The sequence below is a fragment of the Micromonospora sp. NPDC047187 genome (genome assembly GCF_040643355.1).
Lineage (GTDB): Bacteria > Actinomycetota > Actinomycetes > Mycobacteriales > Micromonosporaceae > Micromonospora > Micromonospora salmantinae.
The window spans coordinates 151,777-171,910 of record NZ_JBEYUF010000006.1; the positions used below are offsets into that span (position 1 = coordinate 151,777).

At 72.6% G+C, this 20,134-nt stretch carries 21 protein-coding genes; 8 read left to right on the forward strand and 13 right to left on the reverse strand.

The features are described 5' to 3' along the window. Positions 1–115: 115 nt before the first annotated feature. From rpsO to truB, 3 genes are all read right to left on the reverse strand, one after another. A complete protein-coding gene (gene rpsO, locus ABZ794_RS13315) occupies positions 116–385 on the reverse strand; it encodes a 30S ribosomal protein S15 (RefSeq protein ID WP_030337594.1) in 270 nt (89 codons plus the stop codon). 199 nt (positions 386–584) lie between these two features. Further along, positions 585–1,514 (reverse strand): bifunctional riboflavin kinase/FAD synthetase, encoded by a 930-nt coding sequence (locus tag ABZ794_RS13320; RefSeq protein ID WP_210784734.1) that lies wholly within the window; start codon positions 1,512–1,514, stop codon positions 585–587. A 76-nt stretch (positions 1,515–1,590) separates the two neighbouring features. Continuing rightward, positions 1,591–2,493: a tRNA pseudouridine(55) synthase TruB gene (truB, locus tag ABZ794_RS13325; RefSeq protein WP_357515774.1), complete on the reverse strand. Its 903-nt coding sequence runs from the start codon at positions 2,491–2,493 to the stop codon at positions 1,591–1,593. A gap of 184 nt (positions 2,494–2,677) precedes the next feature. On the opposite strand from truB, the gene ABZ794_RS13330 reads away from it, so the two are divergent. Then, a complete protein-coding gene (locus ABZ794_RS13330; RefSeq protein WP_210784732.1) occupies positions 2,678–2,980 on the forward strand; it encodes a hypothetical protein in 303 nt (100 codons plus the stop codon). A gap of 10 nt (positions 2,981–2,990) precedes the next feature. Continuing rightward, the gene (locus ABZ794_RS13335; RefSeq protein ID WP_357515674.1) at positions 2,991–3,989 is read left to right on the forward strand and encodes a hypothetical protein; all 999 of its coding nucleotides are present in this window, start codon (positions 2,991–2,993) and stop codon (positions 3,987–3,989) included. A gap of 21 nt (positions 3,990–4,010) precedes the next feature. On the opposite strand, the gene ABZ794_RS13340 is transcribed toward ABZ794_RS13335, so the two are convergent. After that, positions 4,011–5,333 (reverse strand): MATE family efflux transporter, encoded by a 1,323-nt coding sequence (locus ABZ794_RS13340; RefSeq protein WP_357515676.1) that lies wholly within the window; start codon positions 5,331–5,333, stop codon positions 4,011–4,013. A gap of 204 nt (positions 5,334–5,537) precedes the next feature. Here ABZ794_RS13340 and ABZ794_RS13345 point away from each other — a divergent pair, with 204 nt between their 5' ends. Beyond that, entirely contained in the window at positions 5,538–6,377 is an 840-nt protein-coding gene (locus ABZ794_RS13345; protein WP_210784729.1) for a hypothetical protein, read from the forward strand. Positions 6,378–6,822: 445 nt separating this feature from the next. Here ABZ794_RS13345 and ABZ794_RS13350 read toward each other — a convergent pair whose 3' ends face one another. From ABZ794_RS13350 to rimP, 9 genes are all read right to left on the reverse strand, one after another. Next, positions 6,823–7,032: a DUF6186 family protein gene (locus tag ABZ794_RS13350; RefSeq protein WP_210784746.1), complete on the reverse strand. Its 210-nt coding sequence runs from the start codon at positions 7,030–7,032 to the stop codon at positions 6,823–6,825. Further along, positions 7,032–7,439, reverse strand: a complete 408-nt coding sequence (locus ABZ794_RS13355) for a hypothetical protein (protein WP_210784728.1) — start codon at positions 7,437–7,439, stop codon at positions 7,032–7,034. The genes ABZ794_RS13350 and ABZ794_RS13355 overlap by 1 nt, the downstream gene beginning before the upstream one ends. A 102-nt stretch (positions 7,440–7,541) precedes the next feature. Then, entirely contained in the window at positions 7,542–8,591 is a 1,050-nt protein-coding gene (locus ABZ794_RS13360) for a bifunctional oligoribonuclease/PAP phosphatase NrnA (protein ID WP_238689758.1), read from the reverse strand. Then, the gene (gene rbfA, locus ABZ794_RS13365; protein WP_210784726.1) at positions 8,588–9,088 is read right to left on the reverse strand and encodes a 30S ribosome-binding factor RbfA; all 501 of its coding nucleotides are present in this window, start codon (positions 9,086–9,088) and stop codon (positions 8,588–8,590) included. Before rbfA ends, ABZ794_RS13360 begins: the two co-directional genes overlap by 4 nt. A 126-nt stretch (positions 9,089–9,214) precedes the next feature. Then, positions 9,215–9,511 (reverse strand): DUF503 domain-containing protein, encoded by a 297-nt coding sequence (locus tag ABZ794_RS13370; RefSeq protein WP_091400377.1) that lies wholly within the window; start codon positions 9,509–9,511, stop codon positions 9,215–9,217. Positions 9,512–9,601: 90 nt separating this feature from the next. After that, entirely contained in the window at positions 9,602–12,622 is a 3,021-nt protein-coding gene (gene infB / locus ABZ794_RS13375; RefSeq protein ID WP_210784725.1) for a translation initiation factor IF-2, read from the reverse strand. A 93-nt stretch (positions 12,623–12,715) separates the two neighbouring features. Beyond that, positions 12,716–13,048 carry a YlxR family protein gene (locus ABZ794_RS13380; protein WP_112624296.1) on the reverse strand — a complete coding sequence of 111 codons (333 nt, stop codon included), beginning with the start codon at positions 13,046–13,048 and terminating at the stop codon, positions 12,716–12,718. A gap of 16 nt (positions 13,049–13,064) precedes the next feature. Then, complete coding sequence (gene nusA / locus ABZ794_RS13385) at positions 13,065–14,108, reverse strand: transcription termination factor NusA (RefSeq protein WP_210784724.1); 1,044 nt, start codon at positions 14,106–14,108, stop codon at positions 13,065–13,067. Next, complete coding sequence (gene rimP, locus ABZ794_RS13390; RefSeq protein WP_210784723.1) at positions 14,105–14,794, reverse strand: ribosome maturation factor RimP; 690 nt, start codon at positions 14,792–14,794, stop codon at positions 14,105–14,107. Before rimP ends, nusA begins: the two co-directional genes overlap by 4 nt. 155 nt (positions 14,795–14,949) lie before the next feature. Here rimP and ABZ794_RS13395 point away from each other — a divergent pair, with 155 nt between their 5' ends. Genes ABZ794_RS13395 through ABZ794_RS13415 form a run of 5 tightly spaced genes read left to right on the forward strand, consistent with a single transcriptional unit; the run spans position 14,950 to position 20,072 of the window. Then, entirely contained in the window at positions 14,950–15,477 is a 528-nt protein-coding gene (locus ABZ794_RS13395) for a hypothetical protein (RefSeq protein ID WP_238689756.1), read from the forward strand. Next, on the forward strand, positions 15,474–15,911 hold the full coding sequence (locus ABZ794_RS13400; protein WP_210784721.1) for a ferritin-like domain-containing protein: 438 nt from the start codon (positions 15,474–15,476) through the stop codon (positions 15,909–15,911). The genes ABZ794_RS13395 and ABZ794_RS13400 overlap by 4 nt, the downstream gene beginning before the upstream one ends. Positions 15,912–15,964: 53 nt before the next feature. Continuing rightward, entirely contained in the window at positions 15,965–16,567 is a 603-nt protein-coding gene (locus ABZ794_RS13405; protein WP_210784720.1) for a PadR family transcriptional regulator, read from the forward strand. Further along, the gene (locus ABZ794_RS13410; RefSeq protein WP_210784719.1) at positions 16,540–17,298 is read left to right on the forward strand and encodes an ABC transporter ATP-binding protein; all 759 of its coding nucleotides are present in this window, start codon (positions 16,540–16,542) and stop codon (positions 17,296–17,298) included. The genes ABZ794_RS13405 and ABZ794_RS13410 overlap by 28 nt, the downstream gene beginning before the upstream one ends. Then, complete coding sequence (locus ABZ794_RS13415; RefSeq protein WP_357515681.1) at positions 17,295–20,072, forward strand: FtsX-like permease family protein; 2,778 nt, start codon at positions 17,295–17,297, stop codon at positions 20,070–20,072. The genes ABZ794_RS13410 and ABZ794_RS13415 overlap by 4 nt, the downstream gene beginning before the upstream one ends. Positions 20,073–20,134: the final 62 nt, after the last annotated feature.

Genomic DNA, 20,134 nt, shown 5'->3' on the forward strand with positions numbered 1-20,134 from the left:
CCACTACCGGAGACCGGTACGCTGACCGGCTCCCTCTCGGGTGGTCGCGCGGCCCGTGTTTCCTCAGGTGGGACGCGGTACGGGGGAGCGGCCGTCCGGCCACTCCCCCGTCACGTCACCGGCGCAGACCGAGCCGCTCGATGAGCGACCGGTAGCGGGCAATGTCCTTCTTCTGGACGTAGTTGAGCAACCGACGGCGCCGGCCGACCAGCAGCAGCAGCCCACGGCGGCTGTGGTGGTCGTGCTTGTGCACCTTCAGGTGCTCGGTCAGCTCGGCGATCCGCTTGGTGAGGACCGCGACCTGGACCTCCGGCGAACCGGTGTCGCCCTCGGCGGTCGCGTACTCCGCGCGGATGCTGGCCTTGGCTTCCTGATCGAGCGCCATGTTCTCCCTGTTTCGATGGGTTGATCAAGTGGGTGTCCGTCGTCCCGATGGACCGGGAACGGACCGGTACCTCGCACCCGCGGCGTCGAGCAGGCACGCGAGGCCCCACGCCGGTCACCCGACGTCCCGGCAAGACTACCAGCACTCGCCGGTAACACCCGGCGAAGGGCCTCGGTGGCGGCCCGTCACCCCGCCACGATCAGGCCAGTACGCGCCGGGTGCGCTCGACGTCCTGATTCATCTGGGCGATCAGCGGCTCGATCGAGTCGTACCGGATCTGACCACGCAGGTGCGCCACGAAGTCCAGGGCCAGCCGCTCGCCGTACAGGTCGCCGGAGAAGTCCAGCGCGTACGCCTCGACCCGCCGCTCCCGGCCGGAGAAGGTCGGGTTGGTGCCGACCGACACTGCCGCCAGCAGCGGTTCGTGCTGACCGCGGCGGATCAGCCGGGCCGCGTACACGCCGTCGGCGGGCACCGCCGCGTACCGGTGGCAGAGCAGGTTGGCGGTGGGGAAGCCCAGCTCCCGGCCCCGCTGGTCGCCGCGGACCACGACGCCCTCCACCCGGTGTGGGCGGCCCAGCGCCGCGGCTGCCGCGCCCACGTCACCCGCGTCCACGCAGGATCGGATGTAGGTGGAGGAGAAGACGGTGCCGGCCTCGGCGACCAGCGGGCCGCCCTCCACGCCGAAGCCGAACGTCTGACCGAGCCGTTCCAGCAACGCCACGTCGCCGGCGGCCCGGTGCCCGAAGCGGAAGTTGCTGCCGACCACCACCAACGCTGCGTGCAGGTGCTCGACCAGGACGTCGTGCACGAACTGCTCGGCCGGTACCCGGGAGAACTCCGGGGTGAACGGCACCACGCAGAGCACGTCCACGCCGAGCGCCTCGATCAGCTCGGCCTTACGGGCCGGCTCGGTGAGCACCGCCGGGTGCGAACCGGGGCGGACCACCTCGGCCGGGTGCGGGTCGAAGGTGACCACCACCGACCGCACTCCCAACTCGCGGGCCCGGGCCACGGTGTGCCCGATCGTCGCCTGGTGCCCCTTGTGCACGCCGTCGAAGACGCCGATGGTGACCACCGAGCGTCCCCACCCGCCGGGCGCCGCGTCGTAGCCCCGCCACCGCTGCATGCCGTTCCTCTCTGCTGTCCCGCCGGCCGGCGGGTCGACACCGCCGGCTGCGGGCCGGCGGACCTGCGCTGCGCTGTCAGGCCGGTGCGAGCACGATCTCCGCGCGGGCCCGTCCGTCCCGCTCGCTGACGATAGCGATCAGGCCGCCGGCCGGCCCGAAGACGGCGTACGGCCCGGTGAGGCCGGTCGGGTCCAGTGGCCCACCGTGGGCGAGCACCCGGGCCTCGTCCGGCGTGGCCTCCCGACGGGCGAAGAACCGGTCGGCCGCCGCGTCCAGTGGCAGGTTCACCACGTCCGGGGCGCGCTGCTCCAACTCGTCGAGCGTCGCCGCCTCGGCGAGGGTGAAGCCACCCACAGCGGTGCGCCGCAGCGCCGTGAGGTGCCCGCCGACGCCGAGCGCCAGGCCGGCGTCCCGGGCGATGGCCCGGATGTACGTGCCGGAGGAGCAGGTCACGTCCACGTCCACGTCCACCACGTCCGGCTCGGTGCGACGGATCGCCAGCACCTCCAACCGGGAGATGGTGACCCGCCGCGCCGGCAGCTCGACGCTCTCCCCGTCGCGGACCCGCTTGTACGCCCGCTGTCCGTCGATCTTGATGGCGCTGACCGCGCTCGGCACCTGGTCGACCTCGCCGCTCAGCCCGGCCAGCGCCGACCGGATCGCGTCGTCGGTGACCTGCCCGGCCGGCACGGTGGCGGTCACGTCGCCCTCGGCGTCGTCGGTGACTGTGGTCTGGCCGAGCCGGATGGTGCCGGTGTAGCTCTTGCCCGCGCCGATCACGTAGGTCAGCAGCCGGGTGGCCCGGCCGACACCGATCACCAGCACGCCGGTCGCCATCGGGTCGAGGGTGCCGCCGTGCCCGACCCGTCGGGTCTTCGCCAGTCGGCGGATGCGCGCCACCACGTCGTGCGACGTCATGCCGCCGGGCTTGTCGACCACGATCAGACCATCGGTGCTCACGTCGGCCAAGCCTGCCAGATGCCACCCACCCCGCAGTGCGTGGGCAGGCCCGTCGTGACCGCAGCCTCCACTCACGGGGTCTGAGCCGGCCTGTCGGGAGGGGGCGTCCATTTCGACGGAAGGTCGAGTGGGGCAGCCGACCGACCGTCATGGATGCGAAGATCATCCGCCCGATGCCGTCGCCAAGGGACCAGGACCGCCGATGACCTCCGACCGACCTCCCGGCCACGAGCACCGCGCTCGCGTCGACCTACCGCAGTGGATGCGGCAGCCGACGCCGAAGCGGCGGACCCCGGCGCGCTACGTCGACGACCTGATCGAGGGCCGGCCGGCGCTCCGGGCCGCCCGCCGGGCGGTGTGGCACTGGCGCGGCCGGAGCAGATGGAGCGAGTCGCATCCGCACCTCGTCGCCGTGCTGTCGTTCGTCGTGGCAGTCGTCCTCGGGACCGCCCTGGTGACCGGCACCTACTACCTGCTCGCGCTGGCCACCAGCGGCGAATACTGACGGAGGAACCATGGAGAGCACCACACCGACGGACCCGGTCGACCCACCACCGCCGCCCGCCGCGGTGGCGCAGGTCAACCCGGTGCAGCTACCGGACTGGCTGCGGGCACCGCAGACCGAGCACCAGCCCACCGGGTGGGACCGGGTCCGCTTCTTCTCGGCCCGGCACAACGGGGCGCTACTGCTCGGCTTCGGCCTGGTGCTGACCGTGCTGATGGTCGTCGGCGGGGTGGTGTTGGTCGGTCGAGTTGCCGATGGTGTCTCCGCATCCGCCTCGGCGAGCCCCACGGCGAGTCGCACCCCGCCGGTGAGCAGGGTCGGCGAGCCACGCGACCTGTTTGCCGGGTCGCCAGCGGCCTCCTTCGCGCCGGGTGAGGAGGGCGTGCGGATGCCGGCGGCCAAGGCCACCGGGCCGTTCACAGCGACCCAGGTGCGGACCGCACTGGAGTCGGTACGCAAGGCGTTGATCAAGAGCCGGCTCGACACCTCGATGTTGATGGGTGATCCCGAGCCGTTCCTGGCGCTGCTCGCCCCGGACGCCCGCGAGCGGCTCCGGCCGGACTTCACCAGCAACAGCTTCCTTCGATACGCGACCCGGATGGCGTCGCCGTCGCAGTGGCAGCCCGGCGCGCGAGCCGCCGGCCGGATCAGTTACCGGGCCACCACCGAGGAGAAGGGGATCCGACTGTTGGAGGTTTCCACGGAGTTCGTGTGGGCGTACCCGTTCAACGTGGACCCGCGGGCCCCCGCCGGAGCCGCTGTGGTGGCACTCCGCGACCGGGTGGTCTGGCAGGTGCCGCACCCGGACGACGTGCAGGCGTCCTCCAAAGGTCTGTGGCTCGGTTCAGCGGAGGCCATCACCTGGAACGCGGACTGCGCTCAACTGCGGGACGGCTGGGTCCGCGAGCAGTACTGGTTGGCTGCCCTGCACGGGAAGCGGATACCCGCTGGTGACCCGGGCACCATCTTCGACCTTGGCGCGCCCGCGCCGACCACCGTGCGCTGCTGACCGGCGGGCCCCGGCGACCGGTCAGCGGACCGCGCCGGTCACCGCCCACCTGCCGTTGCGCAGTCGCAGCAGCAGGGCGACCAGCCGGATCACCACGAACACTGTGAGCCCGGCCCAGATGCCGCCCAGCCCGAGGTCGAGCGCGTACGCCAGCCAGATGGCCGGCAGGAAGCCGCCGAGAGCCGCCACGATGGTGAGGTTGCGCAGGTAACGCACGTCGCCGGCGCCGATCAGCACGCCGTCGAGGGCGAACACCACCCCGGCCAGCGGCAGCATGACGACGAACCACGGCCAGGCCACCATGGCCTGCTCGCGTACCCCCGCATCGGAGCTGAACCACGACGGCACCACGCCCGCGCCGGCGGCGACGAGCAGCGCGAAGCCCACGCCGCAGACGCCGCCGAGCAGCCCGACCCGGCGGGCGAGCGCCCGCGCACCCGCATCGTCGCCGGCGCCGAGCGCGGCCCCGACCAGGGACTGCGCGGCGATGGCGAGGGCGTCGAGCACCAGCGCGGTGAAGAACCAGAGTTGCAGGGCGATCTGGTGGGCACCCACGGCGGCGGCGCCGAAGCGGGCGGCGACGGCGGTCGCGGACAGGAAGCTGGCCTGGAACGCCAGCCCACGGATCAGCAGGTCCCGGCTGAGCACCAGTTGTTGGCGGATCACGCGAGGTTGGGGTCGCAGCGACACCCGCTCGCCGACCAGGGCGGCGGCGAAGAGCACCCCGCAGAGCGTCTGCGCGACGACGTTCGCCACGGCCGAGCCGACCAGACCCAGCCCGCCGGGATAGACCAGCAGCGGGCAGAGCAGCGCGGAGAGCAGGTTGGGGCCGAGCACGAAGTACAGGGGGCGGCGAGTGTCCTGCACGCCGCGCAGCCAGCCGTTGCCGGCGGCGGCGAGCAGCAGACCGGGGGCGCCGAGGGCCGCGATCCGCAACCACTGGGCGGCGGCGTCGGCGACCTCGCCACCACCACCGGCGAGGGTACGCGCGAGCGCGCCGCCGCCGACCTGCATGCCGATAGCGATCAGCAGACCGACACCGAACGCCAACCAGGACGACTGGACGCCCTCGGCGACCGCAGCGGCCCGATCACCCGCGCCGAAGCGGCGGGCGGCGCGGCCGGTGGTGCCGTAGGCGACCACGGTGCCGACCCAGGCGGTGAGCGTCATGACCGTGCCGCCGACGGCGAGCGCGGCGAGCGGCACCCGGCCGAGGTGACCGACCACTGCGGTGTCGACCAGCACGTACAGCGGCTCGGCGGCGAGCACCACGAGGGCCGGCAGGGCGAGCGCGGCGATCCGCCGAGGCGAGGCGGGGCGGTGAGCGGTGGTGGCGTGGTTCATCGCCGCCGATCCTGGCACGGCTGCGGTAAGGAGCACAAGGTCGGTGGCGACTTACGGGCCAACCACTCGACCGGCTCCCCGGACGTCACCGAGGATCGAGGCCCTGCTGCGCTCCATGTCGCCGGCACCCCGGTTTGCGGCGCTCACTACCCTGTCCGAGGCTCCCACGCGGGGGGCACCACGACAGCGATAGGCCTTATCACAGTGAGCGACAGTTACCCTCCGCCCGACCCGAACGTCACCCCCTGGAGCGGCCCGCCGGCCCCGCAGCCGGGCGGCTACCCGCCGTACGGACAGCCACCACCCCAGCCGTACTACGGCACACCACTGGCGCCGGCGCCGGACAAGTCGAACAAGGGCCTGATCATCGGGCTGGTCGCCGGCGCGGTGGTCGTCATACTCGCCATCTGCGGCGCGGGGATCGGCATCCTGCTCGCCTACGATGACGACGAGCCCGCCCGGGACACGTCCTCCACCCCCACGTCGGGCACCGGCAGCAAGCCGGGCACGGGGACGGTCCCCACGCCGGGGCAGGCGGATCCACCGAACAACAACTCGATGACCGCCCGTTACTCCAGCGACCTGGCGAACGTCTGCGAGGGCAGCCCGATCCTGAACGCGGCGCCCTACAGCGGCCCGGCCGGCGCCAAGGCCTACACGTTCTCGAACAACCCCGACCGGCCGACGTCCTGGTCGTCGACGTACGTCCCCTCGGACAAGTCCTACTACGCCAAGGGCGCGGACTACCAGAAGGTGTCGGTGGTCGGCTGCCTGAAGTTCGACCAGGGCAGCCAGGGCGCCCCGAAGAAGTGTCAGTACAAGGACAAGGCGGAGAAGCAGGTCACCGTCGACTACGTCTCGTCGCGCTACACCCTGACCTTCTACGCGGCCAGGACCGCCGAGAAGATCGGCGACGGCGGCACCGTGACCGCCCCGACGAACAGGTGCCCGAGTTTCATCTCGTACGACAAGACCACCATGAGGGCGTACGCGACGCCGGACTCCGGCACCATCGAGGCGGCCCTGGACACGTTCCTGTCCTGAACGACTCGCCCCGCACTGGTGGCCGGACGGTGACGTCGTCGGCGCGGCGTGCCGGCGGCGTCACCACCGGTGGAGACGAGTCACTGACGGGTGTCCATCGACGTCTGCAGCGCGCGGCGGGCCTGCTCGCGGGCGTCGTCGGTGGTGGTCTCGGGCTTGGGCTTGTTCGGCATGGTGGCGCTCCTCTTCCCAGGGCGTGAGCCGCCGACACGCGGCGGCCCTCACGGGCGGTCCTGCTGAGCGCCCCACGGCGGTCCGGGGTTACCGGAGCAGCCGACTGGGCAGCGTGAGCCCGGGTCGATCCGACCCTGGAGGGAGGCGGCACGGGGTGTGGCACCACCGCCCATGACCTGCACCGCCAGGCGGCACCGGCCCTCTCCCAAGTTATCGTTCAGGTCCACATACTGCTTACGGTTCCCGCCATTTGGACGGTCGGCAGCCCGGTTCAGCGAGCCAGGAAGTGCCAGCCCAGCCACCACCAGAACCCGAACAGACCGATCCGGCCCACCGGCACCGAACCGACCTCGTAACGCATCACATAGGCGCAGACCTCGCCGAGGGTGGGGATCCGCGACCCCTCCCGCCGGGCCATCCACTCGACCACCGCGAAGAGGACCAGGGCGGCGACGAAGCCGCCGATCGCGAGCGCGCGCATCATCGCCGCACCAGCCCCCAGAAGGCGGCCAACCAGGCGAACCAGGCTGCCGACCGGGTCAGTTGATCCTCCAGGAGAGGATCGGCCAACCGGGAGAAGGTGGGGAAGTCATCGCCGGCAGCCAGCACGAAGGTCACGCCCTCGAAGACCCCGAAGACCACCACCGGCACCGCCCACCAGGCCGCCCCCGCGCCCAGCCGGCGCGGCGCCGGCCGGCGGGGCACCCGGTTGCTCAGACCGAGCCAGATCAGCACCCCACCCGTCCCGAGGGTGAACAGATTCGCCTCGGTGGAGAAGGACGCGAACCGGCCACCGACGAGCGACAGGCAGACGAGGACGGGAACGGAGACGGCGGGCCGGTCCCAGGCGCGGGGGGCCTCCACGGTGAGGTCGTGCGGCTGCTCCATCCCGCAATTCTTCCCGGTATCACGGAACGCGGGAAGACCAACACTCCCCGGAGCTGACCCTGATCTTCCAGACCGACGGATCGATGGCGGCCGAAGCCGGCGTCAGCCGATCAGCGCCGCGTCCAGCTGACCGCGAATCGACTCGACCACCTGCTCGACCGTGCCCCGACCGGTGAACCCGGCCGCGAACGTGTGCCCACCACCGCCGAGCGCCACCGCGACCCGACTGACGTCCACGGCGCCCTTGCTGCGCATCGACACCGCCCACTCGGCGGGCCTGGTCTGCTTCACCACACAGCTCACATCCGCCTCGGCGGTGCAGCGCACGGAGTCGATCAGCGCCTCCAGCACGTACGGCCGCTGGTCGTGCCGGGCCAGGTCGTCAAGGGTGGCGAAGGTCCAGACCAGGCCCCGACCACCGGCGGCGGCCGGCTCCAGTCGAGCCCGGCCGAGCACCTCACCGAAGAGGCGGACCGCGCCGAAGGGCCGGGTGTCGAAGACCCGCCGGGAGATGTCACCCGGCGAGATGCCGGTCGCCAACAATCGGGCGGCCATCTGATGCACCGCCGGAGTGGTCGCCTCGAACCGGAACGAGCCGGTGTCCGTGGTCAGCGCCACGTAGAGGCACTCGGCGATGGCCGGATCCACCACCACCCCGAGCCGGGCCAGCAGTTGCTCAGCCACCACCGACGTGGCCGCCGCACCCGGGTCGACCAGGTTGACGGTGCCGAAACCGGGGTTGGAGGCGTGATGGTCGAGCACCAGCGCCGCACCCGCCGACGACAACCGCCCGGCCAACTCGCCGAGACGCGACTCGCTCGCCGCGTCGAAGCAGATCACCAGATCGGGTGCCGGGTCGGCGGCGTCCGCCGGGACCAGCAGGTCCAGCCCGGGCAGCCCCCGCAACGGCTCCGGCAGCTCCGGCGGCCCGGGAAAGGTCGCCTGCACGTCGCGTACGCCGAACTGCCGCAGGCCCAGACCGAAGCCGAGCATGCTGCCCAGCGCGTCGCCGTCCGGATTGATGTGACAGATCAGCAGCACCCGGGCGGTCGGCGGGAGAGCCCGCACCAACGCCTCGGCCGCGGCCCAGTCCGCATCGGCGGGGCCGAGCCCGGCTGCCCCGGCGAACGGGGCGCTGGCGGTGTTGCTCACCGCGTTTCCCCACCCCGCGGGGTCTCCTTGACGTCGGTGGCCTCGTCGGCCTCCTCGGTCTCGTCCGTCTCATCGGTCTCGTCGTCCACCCGGTACGGCTGGGCCTCGCCCGCGTACTTCGCCTGGGCGGCGAGCCGCTGCACCTCGGCATCGGCGTTGCGGGCGGCGGCGAGCAGGTCGTCGATGTGCTTGACCTGGTCCTGCACGTCGTCGAGGACGAACGTGAGGGTCGGCGAGTGGCGCAGCCCGAGGGCCTTGCCGACAGTGCTGCGCAGCAGCCCCTTGGCGCTCTCCAGCGCCGCCGCGGTGTCCGCCTGGGCCACCGAGTCACCGAGCACTGTGTAGAAGACCGTCGCGTCACGCAGGTCAGCGGTAATCCGGGCATCGGTGATGGTGATCATCCCGAGCCGCGGGTCCTTGATCTGGCTCCGCACCACCGACGCGACCAGCTCACGCACCCGTTCCGCGTGCCGGCGTACCTTGGCCGGATCAGACATCTCGCCACCTCCACGGCGTCCTGCTTCCGGTCGACCCGGCGGCCCGGAGGCCGCCGGCCGACCGGCCAACATCTCGAACATTACCTTCGGGGCCGCTCCGGTCGCCCGGCACAGCCGGCACCATGGTCAGTCGTCGTCCACGCCGTAGAGCCGGCGTCGAACCGACAACAACTCGACCTCGGGGCGATTGGCCACCAGCCGCTCACAGGAGTCGAGCACCTCGCGGACATGCGCCGTCTCGGCGGCCACCACGGCCACCGCCAGCTGCGCTCGACCATGCAGGTCGAGCGCACCCACCTCGGCGGCCGACACCTCGAAGCGGCGCAGCGCCGCCACGATCGGCCGTACATATGATCTCTTGGCTTTGAGCGACCGGGAGTCGCCCGGCAGCAGCAGGTCGAAGACCGCGGTTCCGGTGAACATCGCCCCGGACGATACCGCCAACCCGCCCCGCATGATCAAGGGGTTTACGCCACTCGGCGTAAACCCCTTGATCAGCGTGTCACTGCCGGATCAGGCGCGAACCTTCTCCCGCATCTCGAAGGTCTCGATGACGTCGCCGACCTGGACGTTGTTGTAACCACCCAGGGTCAGACCGCACTCGAAGCCCTCGCGGACCTCGGTGGCGTCGTCCTTGAACCGCTTGAGCGAGGTGATCGTGAGGTTGTCCGCCACGACCGCCCCGTCCCGAAGCAGGCGAGCCTTCGCGTTGCGTCGGATGATGCCCGACCGGACGATGCAACCGGAGATGTTGCCGATCTTGGACGAGCGGAAGACGTCGCGGATCTCCGCGCTGCCCAGCTCGGCCTCCTCGTACTCCGGCTTGAGCAGGCCCTTGAGCGCTGCCTCGATCTCCTCGATGGCCTGGTAGATGACGGTGTAGTACCGGATCTCCACGCCCTCGCGGTCGGCCATCTCACGGACCTTGTTCGAGGCCCGCACGTTGAAGCCGATGATCGTGACCGGCTCGGACGAGGCGCTCGCGAGCATGACGTTGCTCTCGGTGATCGCGCCCACGCCCCGGTCGAGGACCTTGAGCTGGACCTCCTCGGGGATGTCGAGGTTGAACAGCGCGTCCTCGAGAGCCTCCACCGAACCGGAGACATCGCCCTTGAGGATGAGGTTGAGCGAGGTCTTCTCGCCCTCCTTGAGCTGCTCCATGAGCGTCTCGAGGGTGGCCCGACCACGGGAGTTGGCGAAGGACGCCGCCCGCCGCCGTGCCTGCCGCTGCTCGGCGATCTGCCGCACCGTGCGGTCGTCCGCCGCGGCGAGGAACGTGTCGCCCGCGCCGGGAGGCGCGGTCAGACCCAGCACCATGACCGGACGCGCCGGCCCAGCCTCGGTGAGCTGGTTGCCGTTCTCGTCGAGCATGGCCCGGACCCGGCCGTGCGCCCCACCGGCGACGATCGAGTCGCCCGCCCGCAGGGTGCCCTTCTGCACCAGCACCGTCGCCACCGCACCGCGACCCTTGTCCAGGTGTGCCTCGATGGCCACACCCTGAGCCGGCCCGTCGATCGGAGCGGTCAGCTCCAGCGACGCGTCGGCGGTCAGCAGAACGGCCTCGAGCAGTTCCTCGATGCCGATGCCCGGCTTGGCTGCCACGTTGACGAACATGGTCTCGCCGCCGTACTCCTCGGCGACCAGGCCGTACTCGGTCAGCTGCTGGCGGACCTTGTCCGGGTTGGCGTCCGGCTTGTCGACCTTGTTGACCGCGACCACGATCGGCACGTCGGCCGCCTTGGCGTGGTTCAACGCCTCGATCGTCTGCGGCATCACACCGTCGTCGGCCGCGACGACCAGGATCACGATGTCCGTGACCTGGGCACCACGAGCACGCATGGCGGTGAACGCCTCGTGACCCGGGGTGTCGATGAAGGTGACCGCCCGGTCCTCGCCCTCGTGCGGGACGTGGACCTGGTACGCACCGATGTGCTGGGTGATGCCACCCGCCTCACCGGCCACGACGTTCGCCTTACGGATGGCGTCGAGCAGCTTGGTCTTACCGTGGTCGACGTGACCCATGACGGTCACCACCGGCGCACGGCTGACCAGACGCTCCTCGGCCACCTCCGCGTCGAGGTCGATGTTGAACTGCGCGAGCAGCTCGCGGTCCTCGTCCTCCGGGCTGACGATCTGGATGTCGAAGCCCAGGTGCTCACCCAGCAGGTGCAGGGTGTCGTCAGAACAGGACTGGGTCGCGGTCACCATCTCGCCCAGGTTGAACATCTCCTGGACCAGCGAACCCGGGTTGGCGTTGATCTTGTCCGCGAAGTCGGACAGCGAGGCGCCACGGGAGAGCCGGACGATCTGACCCTGACCCCGGGGAGCACCCGAGCTCATGGTCGGAGCCGACAGGTTGTCGAACTCCTGTCTGCGCTGCTTCTTGGACTTGCGACCGCGCGTCGGCCGACCACCCGGACGCCCGAAGGCACCCGCGGCGCCGCCGCCACGGCCACGACCGCCCGCACCCGGACGACCGCCGCCACCGGCCGGACCACCCGGACGGAAACCGCCACCGGGAGCACCAGCACCGCCGCCGGGACCGCCACGGTAGCCACCGCCACCGCCGGCACCCGCGCCGCCACCAGGGCCGCCTCGGTAACCGCCACCGCCACCGGCGCCACCGCCGGGACCGCCACGGAAACCGCCGCCACCGCCACCGGGACGACCAGCGCCACCGCCACCGGGGCGACCAGCGCCACCGGGACCGGGGCGACCGGCAGCCGGACGCTGACTCGGCATGGACGCCGGGCTGGGCCGCGGCGGCATGGAGTTCGGGCTCGGCCGCGGCGGCATGCCCGCCGGGCTGTTGGGCCGAGGGCCACCCGCACCGGCGGCCGGGGGCCGCTGCTGCTGGCCACCCTGGATGCCGAACGGGTTGTTACCGGCACCGCGCGCCGGCGGACGACCGCCCGGCCGGGCACCCGGACCGGGAGCCGGCGTGCTCGGACGAGCTGCCGGCGAACCGGGACGGGGCGGCATCGCCGCGGGACCCGGCCGAGGGCCGGGGCGGTTGCCACCGTCTGCCGGAGGCTCCCGGCGAACGGGGTTGTCCCGCTGCTGCTGGCGGGCGGCCTGCGCGGCCTTGACCGCGGCCTCCTGCTCAGCCTTCAGTGCGGCGGCACGCGCCTCCGCGGCCGCCACCTCGATGTCGTGGGCACTCGCCGGCTTGGCGACCGGGGTCGCCGTCTGCGGCGCACCGGGAACCGGACCCTTGGGCTTCGGACCGGGTGCCGGCGCGGCCGGCCGCCGAGGCGGCATCGGCTTGGCCGAGACCCGGGGCGCGCCCGGGGCCGGGGATGGCGTCGGGGTCGGGGATGAAGCCGGCGTCGACGCGGGCGCCGACGGGGCGGCCGGAGCCGGGGCTCCGGCGGACGCGACGAATGCGTTACGCAGCCGCCGGGCGACGGGCGCCTCGACGGTGCTGGACGCGGACTTCACGAACTCGCCCATTTCCTTCAGCTTGGCGAGAACGGTCTTACTCTCGACCCCGAGCTCTTTTGCAAGCTCGTGTACGCGGGCCTTGCCTGCCACTGCACTCCTCACTCCGAGGTCGTGCGGGCAGCACCCGCAGCGACCTCACTCGTGCACTTGAAGCCTGGTCATTTCAGGGACTTCATCGTGTGCTCATGTCGGTCGTCCTACCCTGCTAGCGACCCTCGCCCGGTCGGGCTGACCGGACGTAGTGGTTGGCGCATCGACGTGCTCCGCCAGCGCACCGTGGTCGAGGACCTCGGTGCTGCGCAGCGCACGCCCGAAGGCGCGGCGCCGCACCGCCAGCGCGAAGCAGGCCGGATCCGGGTGCATGTTCGCTCCCCGACCCGGCAGCCTGCGGCGCGGATCAGGCCGGAGGCTGTGACCAGCCTCGTCCCTGACCGCGACGATCCGCAGCAATTCGCTGGCCGGCGCACGTTGCCGGCAACCCACACAGGTGCGCTCCGGCTGCGCGCGTCGTACCACTGGAGGAAGTCTACCCCTAGCTCCCCGAGATCGCGCCGCCCGGCTCCCGCACGTGATCAGTTACCCCGCGCGCTGCCGGCGCGGTCTGCTCCGCATCGGAACGAATGTCGATCCGCCAACCGGTCAATCGGGCCGCGAGTCGGGCATTCTGCCCCTCTCGACCGATGGCGAGCGAGAGCTGGAAGTCGGGAACTGTCACCCGGGCGGCCCGGTTGGCCAGGTCGACCACCTCGACCCGCAGCGCCTTGGCCGGCGACAACGCGTTGCCGACGAAGGTGCCCGGGTCGTCCGACCAGTCGATGATGTCGATCTTCTCACCGTGCAGTTCGCTCATCACGGCACGCACCCGCTGACCCATCGGGCCGATGCAGGCGCCCTTGGCGTTCACGCCGGGGGTGGTGGAGCGGACGGCGATCTTCGTGCGATGGCCCGCCTCACGGGCGATCGCACCGATCTCGACGGTGCCGTCGGCGATCTCCGGCACCTCCAGCGCGAAGAGCTTCTTGACCAGAGCCGGGTGCGACCGGGACAGGGTGATCTGCGGCCCGCGCATGCCCTTGGCCACGTGCACCACGACGCAGCGGACCCGCTCGCCGTGCGCGTACCGCTCGCCGGGCACCTGCTCGGACTGCGGCAGCACGCCCTCCAGCTTGCCCAGGTCGACGCTGACGATGCCCTTCTCGGTACGCGTCTCGTGCGCCTGCACCACGCCGGTGACCAGGTCACCCTCGCGGCCGACGTACTCACCGAAGTGCACCTCGTCGGTGGCCTCCCGCAACCGCTGGAGGATCACCTGCTTGGCGGTCATGGCGGCGATCCGGCCGAAGTCGTGCGGGGTGTCGTCCCACTCCCGCACCAGGCTGCCGTCGGCATCCATCTCCTGCGCGTACACCAGGGCGGCGCCCGACCTGCGGTCGATCTCCACCCGGGCGTGCGACTCGGCCCCGTCGGTGTGCCGGTAGGCGGTCAGCAACGCGGTCTCGATCGCCGCGAGAATCGTGTCGAACGGGATCTCCCGCTCGCGCTCGAGTGCGCGCAGCGCCGCGAGGTCGATGTTCACCTCTCCTCGTCCTCCACATCATCTTCGTCGTCGATGTCGTCTGAATCGTCGATCTCGTCGGAATCGTCCGCGTCGTCGAACTCGTCGTCCGGCTCACCGAGCTCGGCGAGCCGGGTGAACTCGACCTGGACGCGGCCAGGGCCCAGCTGGGCGTACGCCCAGGCGGCACGGCCGTCGTCGGTCTCCAGGTGCACGCCCTCGTCGTCGGCCGCGACCACCCGGCCGGTCAGCTGACGGTCGCCGGCGGGCTGCTCGCCCCGCTGGCCGGGCAGCGCGGCCGCGCCCCGGGCGGTGACCTTGACCAGTCGACCCACGTTGCGCCGCCAGTGGCGGGGCAGGGTGAGCGGCCGGTCGACGCCGGGCGAGCTGACTTCCAGCTGGTACTCGCCGGCGACGATGTCGCCACCGGTCTCCTCCGCGGCGTCCAGCGCGGCCGAGACCGCGCGGGAGACGTCCGCGACGGCGTCCAGGTCGATCCCGCCGTCGGTGTCCACCATCACCCGCACCACGTGCCGACGGCCGGCCCGGGAGACCGACAGGTCCTCCAGGTCGTATCCGGCGTCGTTGACCACCGGCTCGATCACGGCCCGCAGTCGGTCCCGCCGGGCGGCGAGGTCACCGCCGCGGGGGCCCGCAGCACCGCGGGGTCGACCCGTCGGCCTGGTGGCACGGCCACGCTGCGTCATCTCCGCACCCTCTCCCTGGTCGACGGGGACCGCTGGTCCCGCCATGCCGGCACGCCACCGGAGTGGACACGCCGGTGGTTGCGCAGAGCGTAACGCGCCTGCCCGGCGGCGGACCGGGCGGCGCACCGACGCCGGTGACCCCCGGAGCGGCACGGATGGTGTTGACTTGGCCGGTGGGGATCGGCAGAACGACACAGCGCGACCAATCATCCGGACATTCCCGGCGAAAGCTCCTGAGTACCGGGGCGCTGTTGGTGCTCGGCGGTGCCGTGACGCCGCTGACCGGCTGTGATCTTTTCGACCGCGACGATCAACCAGCCCCACCGCCCGACCCGCTGCGGCCGATGGTGGACGAATCACTCGCGCTGGCCGCCGCGTACCGGGCGAGCGCGACCGCCCATCCCGAGCTCGCCGACCGGCTCAACCCGATCGCCGAGACGCACACCACGCACGCCACCGAGCTGGCCCGGGTGATCGGCGTGACGCTGCCGTCGGCGGCCTCCGCCGCCCCGACCACCGCCCCGGCCGCCGATCCCAACGGCGCGCGCGCCGCCCTGCGGGCGCTGGAGAAGACCGCCCAGCAGTCCGCCACCGCCGCCTGCGCCGCGGCGCCCGCGGAGCGGGCGGCACTGCTCGGGTCGATCGTCGCCGCCCGGGCAACTCACCAGGAGGCACTGAAGTGAGGCAGCCGTCCGCCGGGGAGGCACTCGCCTCCGCCCTGTCCGCCGAGTACGCGGCCATCTACGCCTACGGCCGGATCGGTGTCCGGCTCAACGGAGCGGCACGGGACGCGGCACGCCAGGCGGAGGCCGCGCATCGACGCCGGCGCGACGCGCTGGTGGTGCAGCTCACCACGGCCGGCGGCGTCGTCCCGCCGGACCGCGCCGGGTACGCCCTGCCGTTCCCGGTCACCGACCGGGCCAGCGCCCTGCGACTCGCCGCCGAGGTGGAGGAGCGCACGGCCGCGCACTGGCGGGCCGCCCTGGTGTCCACCACCGGCGCCGACCGGGACCAGGCGCTGGCCGCCCTGGTCGACTACGCCGTGCGGGCCACCCGGTGGCGGAAGACTGCGGGGCTGACCCCGCTGACTGTCCCGTTTCCCGGTCGGCCGACCTGAGCCGGTTCCACTCCGGTTGCGGTACGCATACCAGGTATGCATACTCCGTTGCCATGTCCATCCGTCACGGGTTGCTCGCCCTGCTCGAACGCGGCCAGATGTACGGCTACCAGCTGCGCGCCGCGTTCGAGGAGTCGACCGGCTCGACCTGGCCACTGAACATCGGGCAGGTCTACACCACGCTGTCCCGGCTGGAACGGGACGGTCTGGTGCGCCCGCTGCCGGAGAGCGAGGCCGGGCAGCGCCCGTACGAGATCACCGACGCCGGGCGGGCGGACCTGGCGCTGTGGTTCGCCACCCCGATCAGCCGTACCGACCGCCCCCGCGACGAGCTGGCGATCAAGCTGGCGCTGGCCCTCACCACCCCCGGGGTCGACGTCCGGTCCGTGGTACAGGCCCAACGCAGCGCGACGATGCGGGCCCTCCAGGAGTTGACCCGGTTGAAGTACGGCAGCAACCGGCCGGAGGACCTTCCCTGGCGTCTCGTGCTGGACTCGATGGTGTTCCAGGCCGAGGCCGAGGTGCGCTGGTTGGACCACTGCGAGACCAGTCTGGTCCGGCACCAACCCAGCGGCCCGGCGCCTCCCCCTCCCCGACCCGATGACGCCGACGCTCGGGACGCGGCTCGATGGGCCGGCGAGGAGGCAAGACGGTGAGCGGATCGGACGACGCGGTGCTGGAGCTACGCGCCGTCCACCGCACCCACGGCGCCGGGCCTGCGGCGGTACACGCGCTACGCGGCGTCAGCCTGGTCGTCCGGCCCGGCGAGCTGGTCGCCGTGATGGGGCCGTCCGGCTCCGGCAAATCGACACTGCTGGCTCTCGCCGGTGGGTTGGACCGTCCGACCGGCGGCGAGGTCCGGGTCGAGGGGCAACCGCTGGGGGCCCTGGACCGCCGCGGGTTGGCCCAGCTGCGCCGCCGTCGGATCGGCTACATCTTCCAGCAGCTCAATCTGCTGGGCAGTCTGAGCGCACTGGAGAACGTGGCGCTCCCACTGGAACTCGACGGGACCAGCGGACGTCGGGCCCGCGCACTGGCCGTGGCCGCGCTCACCGAGGTGGGCCTACCGGCGTTGGGTGACCGTTTCCCGGACCAGCTCTCCGGCGGGCAGCAGCAGCGGGTGGCGATCGCCCGCGCGCTGGTGGGCGAACGCCGGCTGGTCCTCGCCGACGAGCCCACCGGGGCGTTGGACTCCCAGACCGGTGAGGCGGTGCTGCACCTGCTGCGCCGCCGGATCGACGCGGGCGCCGCCGGAGTGCTGGTCACCCACGAGGCGCGGCACGCCGGCTGGGCCGACCGGGTGGTGTTCCTCCGCGACGGCGTGCTGGTCGACACGACGGCACCGCTGGGCAGTGTCGAGCAGCTGCTGTCCGGCAGCGAGCGGTGACCATCCGCCGTCCGACGCGGGCCCGCGGTCGGGCCGACACCGTGACGCCGCGGCCGGTCGCCCAGCCTGCCCCGGTCGGCCGGCGGCGGTTCGCCGAGCTGACCGGCTCCTGGCGGGCGGCGCTGCGGATCGCCCGGCGGGAGTCACGCCGCTCCCGGCGGCGGACCGCCCTGGTGCTCGCGATGATCGCTTTGCCGGTGACGGCGCTGGCCTTCCTGGCGGCGAGCTACGACATGGCCGAGCTGACCCCACAGGAACGCGTCGACCGCAGGCTCGGCGTGGCCGACGCGCAGTTGCAGTGGATCGCCAATACCCCGGTGGCGCAGGACGAGTGGGGTGAGGGCTGGTACACCCGCGAGGGCGAGCTTCCCGCGAAGGTCACCGCGGCCCAGCTGACCGCACTGCTCGGGCCGGGCAGCCGGGTCACCGAGGTGCGTCCGCACATCCCGCTGACCCTGCGCGGCCCGCACCGCGACGAGGTCGTGAACGGTCGGGTGCTGGACCTCACCGATCCGCTGGCCCGTGGGCTGGTGCGGTTCCGGGCCGGCCGGGCGCCGCAGCAACCCGGTGAGGTCGCGGTCAGTCCGAGGGCGCTGCGTCGCCTGGACCTGCGCCTCGGCCACGCCGTGGCCGCCGCCGACGGCAGCAGGGCGTACACAGTGGTGGGTGTGGTCGAGTTTCCCGACGACCTCGGACCGGTGGTGGCGCTGCACCCGGGAGCCGTGCCATCGACCGGTCCGGAGCCGGACGGAGTCTGGCTGGCGGACGTGCCGGGCACCGTCGACGCGGCGCTGGTGTCCCGGCTCAACGACAGTGGGGTGGTGGTCACCGCGCGGCACCGGATCGGCTCGGCGACCGGAGCGGACCGGACCTGGCTCGGGTCGGTCATGGGGGACAACCCGAACGATCTGAGCACCGGCGTCCTGATCGCCGGCCTCGGACTGCTGGAGGTCGTCCTGCTGGTCGGGCCGGCCTTCGCGGTCGGAGTCCGTCGCCGTCGACGGGATCTGGCGCTGGTAGCGGTGGCGGGCGGGGACGCCGCCCAGCTTCGCCGGGTGGTGCTGGCCGACGGTGTGGTGCTGGGTGTGCTGGGGGCCGCCGCCGGCCTGCTGGTCGGCGTCGGCGCGGCGTTCGCCGGTCGCCCGCTCATGGAGCAGTACGTCTTCAGCGCCCGCTTCGGCGGCTACCGCTGCTGGCCGAGCGCGCTGGTCCTGCTCGGTGGCGTCGCGGTGCTGGCCGGGGTGCTCGCCGCGCTGGCACCGGCCTGGACCGCCGCCCGGCAGGACGTCAGCGCCGGGCTCGCCGGACGACGCACCCCGGCGAAATCCCCGGGCCGGTGGTTGGCTCTCGGACTGGCGCTGGTGGTCGGCGGGGCGGGGCTGGCGGCGTTCGGGGCCACCCGGACTTCCCCAGCGGTGGTTCTCACCGGGCTGATCCTCGGCGAGTTGGGCCTGGTCTGCTGCACGCCCACGCTGCTCGGGGCACTCGCCCGCCTCGGCCGGGTGTTGCCGCTGGCACCACGGATCGCGTTGCGCGATGCCAGCCGCAACCGGGCCGCCGCGGCACCGGCCATCTGCGCCGTGATGGCCGCCGTGGCCAGCAGCGTCGCCCTCGGCGGATACCTGGCCAGCGACGGCGCCCGCGAGGCGCGCGCCTACCGGCCGGCGCTGCCGACCGGCCATGTCATGGTCAACCCGGTCGGTTCGGCCGGGCAGCCCACGCTGGCCCAGATCACCGACGCGGCCCGCAACCAGCTCGGGGTCGGCGCTGTCGCCCCGGTGCAGACACCGAGCTGCGGGGCGGGCCGCACCGGCTACTGCGACATCGCACCGGTGCTCCCACTTACCCGGGCCTGCCCCTGGCAGCCCGACGCTCAACTTCCCGCGGCGCAGCGCCAGCAGGCCCGCGCCGATCCCCGCTGCCAGATCCGCGAGGCGGACTACTTCGGCGGCTACGTGGAACCCGGAGTCGACGACGGAACCGCACTCCCCCTGCTCACCGGCGTGGACCCGGCGACGACAGCAGCCGCCACGGCCGTGCTGCGCGCCGGTGGCGTGGTGGTGACCGACCCGCGCTACCTGCACGACGGCCTGGTGACCGTCCGGGTCAGCGAGGTGGAGGCCGGGCCGGACCGGCCGGTCACCGTCCACGACCTTCCGGGGTACGCGCTGCCCCGGGCGACCGGCCAGTCCCGTCTGCTGCTGTCCACCGCCGCCGCCCGGCAACTCGACCTGAGCTGGTCTCAGACCGGCTGGGTGATCGGCACCACCACCCCGCCCGACGAGGAGCAACAGGCACGGTTCGCCGCCGCCCTGCGGCCATTCGGGACGCTCGCGCTGAGCGTGGAGAACGGCGGCGCCCCACGCGACGTCTCACCCCTGCTCCTGCTGCTCGCGGCGGCGGCCGGGTTGATCACCGTGGGCGCGGCCGGGATCGCCACCGCGCTCGCCGCCGCCGAGGGACGCGCCGAGCTGACCACCCTCGCGGCTGTCGGCGCGGCCCCGGCGCTACGTCGGCTGCTGGCGATCTGCCAGGCCGGGGTCATCGCCGGTCTCGGTTCGGTGCTCGGCATCGTGGCCGGCCTCGGCACCGCCGCGATCGTGCTGGTCTCGGTGAACCGGCAGTACGCCAGTGACTGGCCGGTATCAGATCCGTACCCCTTTCTGGTGCCGTGGCCCGCGCTCGGGGTCCTGGTGCTGGTGCCGGTGGTGGCGATGCTCGGGGCGGGCCTGTTCACCCGGGCCCGACTGCCTATCGAACGACGGCTCGACTGACCGATCCGCCGGGCGACCGAAACGGGACCGCGCGGGGGTGCCGCCGGGGCCGGGCAGCCGGC

What these genes read in the sequence shown, in the direction of transcription:
- rpsO (WP_030337594.1), bottom strand. Translation starts at nt 385, where the DNA reads ATGGCGCTCGATCAGGAAGCCAAGGCCAGCATCCGCGCGGAGTACGCG.
- ABZ794_RS13320 (WP_210784734.1), bottom strand. Translation starts at nt 1,514, where the DNA reads ATGCAGCGGTGGCGGGGCTACGACGCGGCGCCCGGCGGGTGGGGACGC.
- ABZ794_RS13330 (WP_210784732.1), top strand. Translation starts at nt 2,678, where the DNA reads ATGACCTCCGACCGACCTCCCGGCCACGAGCACCGCGCTCGCGTCGAC.
- ABZ794_RS13335 (WP_357515674.1), top strand. Translation starts at nt 2,991, where the DNA reads ATGGAGAGCACCACACCGACGGACCCGGTCGACCCACCACCGCCGCCC.
- ABZ794_RS13340 (WP_357515676.1), bottom strand. Translation starts at nt 5,333, where the DNA reads ATGAACCACGCCACCACCGCTCACCGCCCCGCCTCGCCTCGGCGGATC.
- ABZ794_RS13350 (WP_210784746.1), bottom strand. Translation starts at nt 7,032, where the DNA reads ATGCGCGCGCTCGCGATCGGCGGCTTCGTCGCCGCCCTGGTCCTCTTC.
- ABZ794_RS13355 (WP_210784728.1), bottom strand. Translation starts at nt 7,439, where the DNA reads ATGGAGCAGCCGCACGACCTCACCGTGGAGGCCCCCCGCGCCTGGGAC.
- rbfA (WP_210784726.1), bottom strand. Translation starts at nt 9,088, where the DNA reads ATGTCTGATCCGGCCAAGGTACGCCGGCACGCGGAACGGGTGCGTGAG.
- ABZ794_RS13370 (WP_091400377.1), bottom strand. Translation starts at nt 9,511, where the DNA reads ATGTTCACCGGAACCGCGGTCTTCGACCTGCTGCTGCCGGGCGACTCC.
- rimP (WP_210784723.1), bottom strand. Translation starts at nt 14,794, where the DNA reads ATGACGCAGCGTGGCCGTGCCACCAGGCCGACGGGTCGACCCCGCGGT.
- ABZ794_RS13395 (WP_238689756.1), top strand. Translation starts at nt 14,950, where the DNA reads ATGGTGTTGACTTGGCCGGTGGGGATCGGCAGAACGACACAGCGCGAC.
- ABZ794_RS13405 (WP_210784720.1), top strand. Translation starts at nt 15,965, where the DNA reads ATGTCCATCCGTCACGGGTTGCTCGCCCTGCTCGAACGCGGCCAGATG.
- ABZ794_RS13410 (WP_210784719.1), top strand. Translation starts at nt 16,540, where the DNA reads ATGGGCCGGCGAGGAGGCAAGACGGTGAGCGGATCGGACGACGCGGTG.